General features: G+C 58.9%; 7 protein-coding genes and 1 pseudogene. 1 reads left to right on the top strand and 7 read right to left on the bottom strand.

What is annotated here, in order from left to right; genetic code table 11:
• Position 1: 1 nt before the first annotated feature.
• From RMO15_RS28720 to RMO15_RS33495, 4 genes and pseudogenes are all read right to left on the bottom strand, one after another.
• Positions 2-751 carry an SDR family oxidoreductase gene (locus tag RMO15_RS28720; protein ID WP_309721147.1) on the bottom strand — a complete coding sequence of 250 codons (750 nt, stop codon included), beginning with the start codon at positions 749-751 and terminating at the stop codon, positions 2-4.
• Between the two features lie 2 nt (positions 752-753).
• Positions 754-3,744: a tetratricopeptide repeat protein gene (locus tag RMO15_RS28725; protein WP_309721132.1), complete on the bottom strand. Its 2,991-nt coding sequence runs from the start codon at positions 3,742-3,744 to the stop codon at positions 754-756.
• 65 nt (positions 3,745-3,809) lie between these two features.
• Positions 3,810-4,265: a hypothetical protein gene (locus tag RMO15_RS28730; protein WP_309721135.1), complete on the bottom strand. Its 456-nt coding sequence runs from the start codon at positions 4,263-4,265 to the stop codon at positions 3,810-3,812.
• A gap of 20 nt (positions 4,266-4,285) precedes the next feature.
• Positions 4,286-4,447: pseudogene (locus tag RMO15_RS33495) on the bottom strand (3-oxoacyl-ACP reductase); the annotation flags it as partial.
• Positions 4,448-4,584: 137 nt separating this feature from the next.
• Here RMO15_RS33495 and RMO15_RS28735 point away from each other — a divergent pair.
• Complete coding sequence (locus RMO15_RS28735; RefSeq protein ID WP_309721138.1) at positions 4,585-7,479, top strand: tetratricopeptide repeat protein; 2,895 nt, start codon at positions 4,585-4,587, stop codon at positions 7,477-7,479.
• A gap of 7 nt (positions 7,480-7,486) precedes the next feature.
• On the opposite strand, the gene RMO15_RS28740 is transcribed toward RMO15_RS28735, so the two are convergent.
• The 3 genes from RMO15_RS28740 to RMO15_RS28750 all read right to left on the bottom strand — a co-directional run.
• Positions 7,487-8,740, bottom strand: coding sequence for an MFS transporter (locus RMO15_RS28740; RefSeq protein ID WP_309721150.1), 1,254 nt, complete (start codon positions 8,738-8,740; stop codon positions 7,487-7,489).
• Positions 8,741-8,877: 137 nt separating this feature from the next.
• Positions 8,878-10,326, bottom strand: a complete 1,449-nt coding sequence (locus RMO15_RS28745) for a S8 family peptidase (RefSeq protein WP_309721141.1) — start codon at positions 10,324-10,326, stop codon at positions 8,878-8,880.
• Between the two features lies 1 nt (position 10,327).
• Positions 10,328-11,921: S8 family peptidase (locus RMO15_RS28750; protein WP_309721144.1), on the bottom strand; the 1,594-nt coding region annotated here is incomplete at its 5' end.

The following is an 11,921-nucleotide window of genomic DNA, read 5'->3' on the forward strand; positions in this document are numbered from 1 at the left end:
TTCACCCACGGCCCACTAGCGGCATCTTGGTGGCCATGACGGTCATAAACAAGACATTGGCATCCAGCGGCAGGCTTGCCATGTGCAGAACGGACTGTGCCACGTGCTCCACATCCATCACTGGCTCGACGGCAAGCTCGCCACTTGCCTGAGGCACCCCGTGCGCCATCTTCTGCGTGTTGTCCGTGAGCGCATTGCCAATGTCAATCTGGCCACAGGCGATGTTGTACTTACGGCCATCCAGAGCCGTGGACTTGGTCAGCCCCGAGATCGCGTGCTTGGTCGCGGTGTACGACGCCGAGTTAGGGCGCGGCACCTGCGCCGAGACCGAGCCGTTGTTGATGATGCGTCCACCCATCGGGTCTTGGTCTTTCATCAGCTTAAACGCCTCTTGCGTGCACAGAAAACTCGCTGTCAGATTCGTCTCCACCACGGCCTGCCAGTCCGCCAGGCTTAGCTCCTCAATCGGGCCATTGCGGACGATCCCGGCGTTGTTGAAGAGCACATCCAGCCGCCCAAACGCCGCTTGCGTTTTCGCAAAGAGCGCTCGAATCGCCTCCGGATCACGCACATCGGTGGGAACGGCCAGTGCGCGAGTGCTAGCCTCGCCCGCCAGAGCCACGGTCTGCTCCAGCGCGTCCGAGCGCCGCCCTGCCAATGCAACCGCGTAGCCCGCCCGCAGAAACGCCAGCGCCACGGCACGCCCCACGCCGCTCCCCGCTCCCGTCACCAATGCCACTTTTTTGTCCATGTTCACTCTCTGACCTTCTGTTTTCCCAGCGCAAGCTCGATTGCCTGCTCCATCGTCAAGGCGCGACCCTCCGCCCACGCCGCGTCGAAGGCGGCATCATCGTTTAGCGTCGCACGGGCAGCAGCAACCTGCGGGTCCTGCTCTTGCTGGTCACTGGGGGAGAGAGGGGTTCCGAGTTCCTCGCGCAGTCGCTCCGCAGCACCCCAGAGCTGGGAAGCAAGAACCAAAACTCCGGTGGCAGAAGCAACATTTCCCAGGTTGGTCAGTGTGAGGGGGATGCTCCCTAGGTCGCCAATCTCCCTTGTAATAACAAGGCTCTCCTCATATAACCCACCTGCAGAACCATAGTCGCCCTGAGAAAAGGCCACATTCCCCAAACCCTGGAGTGAGTAGGCGATGCCCTTCTGGTCACCGATTTCCCTCTTGATCGCTAAGCTTTCCTCATACAGTAAACGTGCAGAACCATAGTCGCCCTGAGAAAAGGCCACATTCCCAAGGCCATTGAGAGCATTGGCGATGCTACCCCGGTCACCGAGCTCCTTCGCAATCACCAGGCTCTCCTCCTGGTACACTCGCGCAGAAGCATAGTCGCCCTGAAAAGAGGCCACATCCCCCAAGCCATTGAGAGCATTGGCGATGCCGCCCCGGTTACCAACCTCCCTCGCAATCGCCAGGCTCTCCTCCTGGTACACTCGCGCAGAAGCATAGTCGCCCTGAAAAGAGGCAAGACTCCCTAGGTTGAGCAGTGCGTTGGTGACTACTCCCTGGTTACCAAGCTCCCTCGCAATCGCCAGGCTCTGCTCATACAGCAAACGCGCCGCTGGGTAGTCGCCCTGAGAAGCGGGCACCATACCCAGGTTGAGCAATGCGCGAGCGATGCCCCCTCGGTCACCCATTTCCCTACGGATCGCCAGGCTCTCCTCCTGGTACACTCGCGCCGCTGGGTAGTCGCCCTGATACACGGCCACTAGCCCTAGATTGCCCAGTGCGCGGGCGGTGCTCTCCCGGTCACCGACCTCCCTCGCAATCGCCAGGCTCTGCTCATACAGTAAACGCGCTGCAGGGTAGTCGCCCAGACTAGAGGTAAGCAAACCCACCCCGTTCAGAGCCTTCGCGCGAAGCGAGGCATCCGCCCCCGCCGCCTCCGCTAAAGCGCGAGACAGACGATCACAACCTTCGGAAAAGTAACCACGCACATACCAGAAACGATAGATCACCCCTGCAAGTCGCAAGCAAGAAGACGAATCACCACTCCACTCCAGTGCCGCACGCAAGTTGTCATGCTCCAACTCGAGACGATCCAGCCACAGCATTTGATCCGCTCCTGTTAACAGGGGCTCCGCCGACTCACCCAAAGCAAGGAAGTGCGACAGGTGACAACCACGAAAGACAGCTTCCTCACCACTCTCCAGAATGCGATCGCGAGAATACTGACGAATCGTCTCAAGCAAACGATACCGCGTGCTAGAACCAGAGGGCTCAGAAACAACAAGGCTCTTGTCACAAAGAGACGTAAGCAAGTCCAGAACTTCCCAATCCTCAACCACATCACCAGAACAGACAGACTCCGCAGAATCTAAAGTCCAGCCACCCGCGAAAACAGACAGGCGGCACAGAAGCGTCTTCTCCGCCTCACTTAGCAGATCGTAGCTCCAGTCAATCAGAGAACGCAGGGTCTGCTGGCGAGGCAACGCAGTCCGAGAGCCGCCTGTCAGTAATCTAAAACGCTGATCAAGCTTGCTATTGATGTCCTCAATGGATAAAGAACGAACACGTGCTGCCGCGAGTTCAATGGCAAGCGGGATGCCATCTAAACGGTGGCAGATCGAGGCAAGGGCGGGTGCATTGGCATTGGTCACGGCGAACGTCGACTGCTGAAACAGCGCACGCTCAATGAAGAGTTGCACCGCTTCGTACTGTGAGAGGCTCTCGGGAGTCTGCACTTGCTTCGGGTCGGGCAGCGAGAGCGAGGGCACCCGGTAGGTTAGCTCCCCTGCAATGCCCAGAGCCTCCCGACTAGACGCCAGAATATGTACGCCGAGGCACTGGCGAATCAGCGTGTCAGCGAGCTTGGCACAGGCATCGAGCAGGTGTTCACAGTTGTCCAGCACCAGCAAGAGGCGCTTACTCTTGAGGTGCTCCACCAGGCTCTGAGTGATTGGCTTACCCGGCTCCTCCTTGAGGTTTAGCACGCCCGCGAGCGTCTGCGCAACAAGGTTTGGATCCGCGAGCGGGGCAAACTCCACCAGCCAAGCCCCATCGGGGAAACGCTCTAGTAAGTCCGCGGCGGCTTGCAAGCTAAGGCGGGACTTGCCGCTTCCTCCTGCTCCCGTGAGTGTCAGAAGCCGCGTCTTCTCCAGAAGCGACTCAACTTCGGCCAGCTCTTTCTCACGTCCGATGAAGCTGGTGACTTGCTGGGGAAGGTTGTTAGGGTGCGTCGAGAGCGACTTAAGCACGGGAAAGTTGCTAGTAAGCCCCGGATGCTGTAGCTGATAGATCTGCTCCGGCCGTGCTAAATCCTTGAGGCGGTGCGTTCCCAGATCGTGCAGTGTGGCTTGGGCTGGCAGTGTGTCTCGAACCAGCTCCTGTGTTACCTGCGTGAGAATCGTCTGCCCACCGTGCCCCGTGGCGAGGAGTCGTGCCACTCGGTTGAGGGACTGCCCGAAGTAGTCGTCGTCCCGGCTCTCGGCGGCACCCGTGTGCAATGCCATCCGCACCTTGATGAGTGTTTGCTCCGGCCACGGCTCTACCAAAAGCGCAAGCTGGGCAGCGAGGGTCGCCTCCAGCGCATCCGTTGCCGTGGTGAAGGCGGCGCAGAAGGCATCGCCGACGGTCTTGAAGACGTAACCATTGGCATTTTCGATGGACTCCCGCAGCAAGGCATCGTGGCGGGCGAGGGCAATTTGCATCGCCTCGGGATGCGCTTCCCAGAGCTTGGTGCTGCCCTCAATATCCGTGAACAGAAAAGTGACGGTGCCTTCAGGGCGATTCATGGCTTATTATAACTAAGAATCCCAGCGCTAGCCCCGGCCCACCTGCGGTTATCGAGGATAGCAGCCTAGACGGTTTCTTCGCGGAGCACCTCAAGCGAGAGACGCACCCATTCTTTGTACTCATCGGACGCACAGAAAGGCGCGTTTTCTTCTTCGGCCGCCGCGATGATCTCCTCGTAAGGCACACCGAGCTTGAGTCCAGCGTAGAGATAGGCGGTAGCAGAGGAGCGTGGGCCGAGGCGGCAAGTGATCACCGTCGGTCGTGGGAGCGCCTCAAGAGCCGCCACCTGCTGCCGCGCTAATTCAAGAGTCAAGACGCGAGGGGGGTCGCTGATAACACGCGCGGTCTGCGGCACTGCTTTCTGTACATCAGCGTACGAGATTCCCCCAGGCATGGAAGCGAACTCGTCACCGATAAGAAAGAGCCACGATGCCGCCCCCCGTTCCTTAGCGTACGCGGTGGGGTTCTCGACCAGACCACGGTTGTAGCTTAAATCCGAAGGCAATTTAAAGTCAGACATAAAGTATCTCCTTTTGGGGACTAGCCCCAACCGACCAGTGGTATCTTGGTGGCCATCACGGTCATGAACAAGACATTGGCAATCGGGCCGTAGGCAATGTTGTACTTACGGCCATCCAGCGCCGTGGACTTGGTCAGCCCCCAGATCGCGTGCTTGGTCGCGGTGTACGACGCCGAGTTAGGCTACTGCCCGCCCCCCACTGCGCCCGTGACGAGTGCGACTTTCTTTACCATAATTCATCTTACCTTAGCGGGCAGACGCAAGTGACACCAAGAGATTGTTTCCGTCACGAAGGGCCGTCATCGGCTACAATAACCGCATGATTCCACCTGCTGGTACGGTGACTCTTCTCTTCACCGATATTGAAGGAAGTACTCGGCTCTGGGATACGCACATCGACGCGATGCGGGTTGCTCTTGTGCAGCACGATGACCTGCTCCGGAAAGTCATCGAACAGAATCGCGGATATGTCTTCAAGACGCTTGGGGATGGCTTCTGCGCTGCGTTCGCCCACGTTCCCGATGCCCTGATGGCTGCTCTGGAGATCCAGCACCAGTTACTTGCGCAGGTGTGGCCGACCCCAACTCCCCTTCGTGTTCGTACAGCACTGCACACAGGGGCGGTCGAGAGTCGGGACAATGACTACTTCGGCCCTGCCCTCAACCGCGTGGCACGGCTCCTTGCCACGGGGCACGGTGGTCAGATTCTTCTGACGCAGGTGACTCAGGAGCTGGCTGAGGATACCGTTCCTGACGAAACTTGCTTCACCTGTTTGGGTGAGCACCAGCTTCGCGATCTTACTCGCTCTGAGCTGGTTTACCAGCTCTGTCATCCGGCGCTCCCGGAGCGATTTCCTCCGCTCAAGTCGCTCTCCACCCATCCCCAGAACTTGCCGCAACAGCTGACCAACTTCATCGGGCGAGAGAGCCAGATTCGCGAGGTGGAGCAGCTCTTGGCACGCGTCCGGCTACTCACTCTGACAGGAGCAGGGGGCTGTGGCAAGACACGTCTCTCTCTCCAAGTCGCAACCGCCGTTCTCCCACGGTTTCCCGACGGGGTCTGGTTTGTGGAGCTCGCCCCACTCGTCGATCCGGGACTGGTCTGGCCAACGGTCGCTAATGTCCTTGGGATCCAGGAACAACACGGGCAGCCTTGGGTACAGACACTGCTCCAACACCTAAAGGACAAACGCCTCTTGCTGGTTCTGGACAACTGCGAGCACCTTGTGGATGCCTGCGCCCAGCTCGCGGATGTCCTGTTGCGAGGCTGTCCCGAGCTACGGATTCTTGCCAGTAGCCGCGAGGCACTACGGATCTCGGGAGAGCAGCACTATCGTGTTCCTTCTCTGTCCTTACCGGAACCGACACTGGTTGCAACAGCGGAGAATCTGACAACCTACGAATCGGTCCGTCTGCTGGTGGATCGTGCGCGGCTCGTCTGTCCTGATTTTCAGGTGACCGAAGCCGACGCGCCGACACTCGCACAGATATGTGTGCAACTAGACGGAATTCCCCTCGCGATTGAGCTTGCGGCGGCGCGTGTCCGCTCCCTCTCCCTAGAGGAGATCAATCACGGACTCGGCCAGCGCTTCCAGCTCCTCACGGGAGGCTCGCGTACCGCTCTGCCCCGTCAACAAACGCTCCAATCCCTGATTGATTGGAGCTACGACCTACTCAGTGACGCCGAGAGGCGAACGCTCGATGACCTCTCTGTCTTTACCGGGGGGTGTACCTTGGATGCAGCCCAAGCGGTCTGTGGTGTTGAGGTGCATGCCAGGCTTACTGCCCTGTGTGATAAGAGCCTCGCTCTCTACGAAGAGAGTGAGAACGGGGGACGCTACCGTCTTTTGGAGTCGATCCGTCAGTACGCACAAGAGCGCCTGCAGGAGCGGGGCGCGGAGAGTGCGGGGGGACGGCATAGAGACTATTTTCTCGAATTGGCCGAGGAGGCAGAGCCAAAGCTCCGTGGCCCACAACAGCAGGTATGGTTGGAGCGTCTTGAGTTGGAGCACGACAACCTGCGTACCGCGCTCTCGTGGTGTCAGGTGCGAGGGATAGTGGGGGATGGCCTGCGTCTGGTGGGTGCTCTCTGGAAGTTCTGGGAGGTCTATGGCTACCAGCGTGAGGGGCGTGAACACATCGAGGCAGTTCTCGCTTGGGCAGGGGCGGATGCTCCCACTCCCGAGCGTGCGAAAGCCCTGATGGGGGCAGGGGTCATGGCCTACTTCCGGGGCGACCCCGCGTGTGCACAGGGGCACTTCTCGGAGAGCCGGGATATCTCGCGCACGCTTCAGGACAAGGTTGGCCTTGCAGCGGCGTTGAATGCTCTGGGAAACCTAGAACTTTCGGAGGGGAATCTGTCGATTGCCCGCACTCTGTATGAAGAAGCCCTTAGCCTTCGTCGCACACAGGGAGATAACGCGGGAATGGCAGGTACGCTCAATAACCTAGGCAGCCTGACCAGTGAGCTCGGCGACTACTCGGCAGCCCTCACCTACTGCGAGCAGGCGCTTGTCCTCAACCGCGAGCTGGGAAACCGCTTGTGGGAATCCACCAATCTGCAGAACTTGGGCAATATCTACCGTTACCTGAACGACAACATCGCAGCCGAGCGATTCTGTCAGGAGTCCATTGCCTTGAGTCGCGAGCTTGGGAACCGCGATGAGGAGGCAGGTGCGCTCTATACACTGGGCTGGATTGCCCTGGATCGACAAGATCACACCACCGCAAAGCCCTACTTCGAGCAGGCTCTGATCTATCACCGGGAGGCAGGGAAACGATCTTGGGAAGCGCGTGACCTAGCGGCTCTGAGTGCGGTTGCGGCGGCGGCGGGCGATATTTCAACTTCACGAGCACTCTTTGATCAAGCACTACGTCTTCAGCAGGAGATCGGGAGCCCGTTGCAGATTGTCCTGAGTCTGGATGAGCTGGGGGATATCTTTGCGCGTACGGGCTCTCCCGACAATGCGGCTCTGCTGTGGGGAGCAGCAGAGCGGCAACGAGAAGAGTTTGGGAAGGCGATCTCCTCTCCTAAACTACACGATACCGACCGGGTCAAAGCCACCTTGGGTGAGGCTGCTTATGCAACGACATGGGCAGGTGGCCGTGCGCTCACGCTCGACGAAGCGGTGGCACTTGCGCTGCAGGCACTCAACCCTTTGAAATCGGCGTCTAAGAGCCTCGCAGACTCGGCTACAAAGTCGCTCCACGACTAAAAAAAGCTCACTTTGTTTCTTTCTCGTGCTCCGGCCAGGTGAGGGCAAAGAGTGCGGCCAGCAGCGGAAGCACACCGGCCACCAGGATCATCGGGGCGAACTTGCCCATGGCATTGATATGCGTATCCGCATAACGGCCCACCATGGGGTGGAGCAGAGAGTTGATGAGCCAAGACGTGGCCCCCACCGCGCCAAGGCACTTGGACGTGTGCTGCGGCGAGACATCTTGGATCAGCGCGTAGAGGATCGCAAAGCCGCCCATCAGCCCGGCCCCGACGATGCAGTAGAGCGGCACCATGACCTCACGCCCCGGGATAAAAACAAGCGGTGTCGCCAGGAGGCACAGCCCCGAGGCAAAGAGAAGAATCTTCTTGCGAGCACGCTCAACGGAGCAGGTCGGTGAGACGAGCTTTCGGGCCAGAAAACCAATACCAATACTGCCCACATCCGCCGTTAAGTAGAAGGCGATGAGGAGATACTGGAGCTGCTGGTCCGTGAACTTGAGGTCAATCACCAGGTGCCGGGGGAGCCAGACCCGGTAAAAGTGCCAGCTCATGTTCACCGCCACGCCCAGTGCCAGCGCGATCCAGAACTTTCGCTGCGTAAAGAGGGAGACAAACGGAACAGTGACCGTCTCGGCGGTCTTTGCGGGAGGGTGGGCGATCTCGGCTGCCCGCTCACCGCGCGTGACATACTGCCACGCCACGACCCAGACTAGGCCGATGGCACCGATGATCATGAACATCTGCCGCCAGCCCTCGCCGCTGGGCTTCACCAGCGCCAGAACCAGCAGCGGAGTCACCACCGCCCCGAATGTCATCCCGCTATTGAAGAGGCTGTTGGCAAACGCTCGGGACTCACGGGGGATAATTCGCCCGATAATCCCGACGGCAACGGGCCAGTTAAACGCCTCGCCGCCGCCTAAAATAATCCGGCAGACCTGGAGCTGGAAGAGAGTCTCCACAAAGCCGGTGGCAAAGCCCGCCGCGGACCAGACCAGCAGGGCGATGGGGTAGAGCCAGCGCAGGTTCACCCGGTCGGCGAGGAAGCCCGCCAGCAGCAGAAAGACCGCGTAGGAGTAGCCAAACGCCGCCTCCAGCTGACCATAGCCTTCCTCGCCGAGCTTAAACTCCGCCTTGATAAACGTCGAGATGGATCCCAGAGTCTGGCGGTCCATGTAGTTGATCATAGTTGCGAAGAGCATCATCGCAACCACATACCACTTCCATTGAGGGATCGTGGATTTCGGTGAGTCGGTCATTGAACTCAAGGGTTATAGTTTCCTTTTAGCTTCTCTAGTGCGCGGGGTAGCTTTCATGCAGTGAATTGTATACCAATTCTGACAAAAAAAGAGAGAGGAGCAATGCTCCCCTCTCGTCACCGTCTCTTGCTAGAGCGCTAGTTCTCGCCATTGATGGCTTTGCTGGTCAGGTCTACCATGCTAGAGCCCGTGCCCCAGATCACCTGATCGGTCCAGTTGGCATCTCCCCAGAGAACCTGGCTACCCCAGATCACTTTAGTACCCCAGATCACCTGATCACCCCAGATACCCTGGAGATTGTTCAGACCCGAGGTTCCCCAGATCACCTGATCCGTACTAAACAGATCCGAGGTGTTCATAAGGACATTACCCACCGCATCCCGGAAGAGCCGGGGGCTCACCGCGGACTTGGTGGCGATAGCAGTATTACGCAGGGCCGCCGGGATATTGAGATACCCTGCACCATAAGCCGTCACGTCCCAGCCGCCGTTGGGCGTCATCCACTTGTCGGCGGAGAGCATCAAGCGTGCCTTCACGCTGTCGGGGGTCAGGGTCGGGAATTTCTGCAACAGAAGCGCCGCCGCTCCCGACACTACCGGAGCCGCCATGGACGTCCCCGAGAGGTAGAAATATTGTTTGGAGATCGAGGTACTCCCCGTTCTGTACTCGCTCTCCCTCACCAGGTTAGTCGAACTAAAGGCGGTATCCAAGAAGCCCTTATCAACGATCGCCGAGATCACACGGTTTCCGGGTGCGACAATATCAGGCTTCATCACAAAGTCCAGGCGGCTGGGGCCACGGCTGGAGTACGTCGTGATCTTATCGGCAACACGGTTGCCCGTGTAGGTTCCGGGCACCGCTGTAGAGAGGTTCTGCTTCATGGCCCCCACGGTGATAACGTAGGGATCGTTGGCGGGCGACTGGATGCTCCCATAAGCACTTCCCCAACCATCGTTATCCATCCCTGGTGTCTGGGTGGTATTGGCTCGCCCGTTGTTGCCAGCGGCACAGACCACGACAATCCCGGCACGGTACGCCGCTTCCACGGCTTGACAGAGAGGGTCGGTTATGTAGCTCTCGCCCACTGCATGACCCAGTGAGAGGTTCATCACCCGGATGTTGAACTTGGCTCTGTTGGTGATGCACCACTGGATACCGGAGATGGTTTGGCTTACCGTGCCCCTTCCCTGGTTGTCCAGCACCTTGACATTGATGATGTTGGTATTGGGAGCGATTCCCTTGAAGGTACGGAAATAGCCGGATCCAGATGAGGCAGCCCCATTACCGGCGATAATCGCTGCCACATGGGTACCATGTCCACAGAAATCGTCAGTATTGGTGGTGGCAAACAGAGCTTTGGCCACAATACGTGATGGCCCACCGCTGACCGTCTGTGCAAGCTCGTTACTGAATTTCACTCCGCTATCGAGGACCGCAACTCCGATACCCGCTCCCGTGACACCATACTGGCTGGCGGCCAAGTCGGCTCCGGTGTGCCCCACGGTGAACTCATCGGCGTGGGTGGGAAGCCCCAGACACGCGACGGCTCCTAGGAGAGCGACAGCGCTTTGTTTGATTCGTTTCACCTTACTTCTCTCCCAGGATCGCAGTGCTCGTCAGATCTACAGCGTCGGTCGTGCTTCCCCAGATAGCCTGATCGGTCCAGACCGGATCCGCGATCATGAAGCTTCCCATCGACAAGTACGGGTTTGTGCTTCCCCAGATGGCTTGCTCACCCCAGATAGCCTGCGTCCCCCAGATAGCTTGCTCGCCCCAGATAGCCTGCGTACCATTGACCGAGATACCCCAGATCGCTTTCGAGACATCTACCCGAACTCTCGTCCTACTACTATTCAGACTCAGCACGGGACTGCGTGCATAGACGGTTGGTTGGGCACGGTTATTGAGCGCGGCCGGAATATTAAGCAACCCAGCTCCATAGGCAGTGGGATCGCTCCCCAGTTTATCGGCGGAGAGCATGAGCCGTGCCTTGATGGCATCAGGCGTTAGCTTCGGGTCTTGCTGCAAGAGGAGGGCCGCAGCCCCAGAGACCACCGGAGCCGCCATAGAGGTTCCCGACAGATAGAAGTACATCATGGAGGCATTTCCCGACGTATTTCCTTTTAGATACTCAAACCAAGGGAGTGCATTGGTGGCGCTATAGTTGCGACTCAGGAAGTTACTTCCAAGATCGCCATTGAGACTAATCACCCGGTTGCCTGGTGCAACGATATCCGGCTTCATCACCAGATCTAGGCGACTGGGCCCACGGCCAGAGTAGGTCGCAACCGGATCAAGGAGCCTCAGGTTAGCGGAGGTATTTTTAACGGCTCCCACGGTGATGACGTAGGGAGAGTTAGCAGGCGACTGGATAGAGCCATAGCGGGTACCGTAGCCCTCATTATTACGCCCCGTAGCCGGTGCCCCGTAGAGTCGTCCCCCATTGCCCGCAGCGCAGACCACGACAAGCCCGCTTTTCCAGGCTTTCTCCACCGCCAGACAGAGCGGGTCGCTCTTGTAGCTCTCACCCACTTCATGCCCCAGAGAGAGATTCAGCACGCGAATCCCCTGTGCCACACGGTTATCAAGGGTCCACTGGATTCCTGCAATGGTGCTACTGACGCTGCCTCTTCCCTCGGCATTAAGAACACGGACACTCACCACCTTCACGGTAGGGGCAATGCCCTTGAATGCCCGGTAGGCATAGCTACCCGTGGAAAAGAGGCCATTGCCTGCCATTATTCCCGCAACATGCGTCCCATGACCGCAGGGGTCGCCGGACTTGCTCCCATCTTGTACCAGATCCACTCCGTTCGTAACACGGGAGGCATAGCCCTCCGAAAGATCCGGATGCCAGGGACTGACACCGCTGTCCAGCACGGCCACGCCGATTCCTTTTCCTGTAAGGCCATAGCTCCAGGCTTGGTCGGCCCCTGAGTGCCCCACGGTAAACTCATCGGTCTTCTTAACCTCCATGTCAGACGAGAGGCGGCTGACAAAGGGCAGAGCGGCGAGCTCTTTAAGCCGACGGTTGGGAATACGAACCGCAAGCGAGTTGATGATCGGCAGGTGGCGGTAGATATCGCCCCCCAGCGCCGCAATCGCCGCTTCTTGAGCGGCTGTGGGCACTCCCTCGGTCTTGACAATCACCGCACTCCAGCCCTTGCGGCTCGGCGAGGCA

Source organism: Armatimonas sp., from assembly GCF_031410135.1.
In the GTDB taxonomy this organism is placed as follows: domain Bacteria; phylum Armatimonadota; class Armatimonadia; order Armatimonadales; family Armatimonadaceae; genus Armatimonas.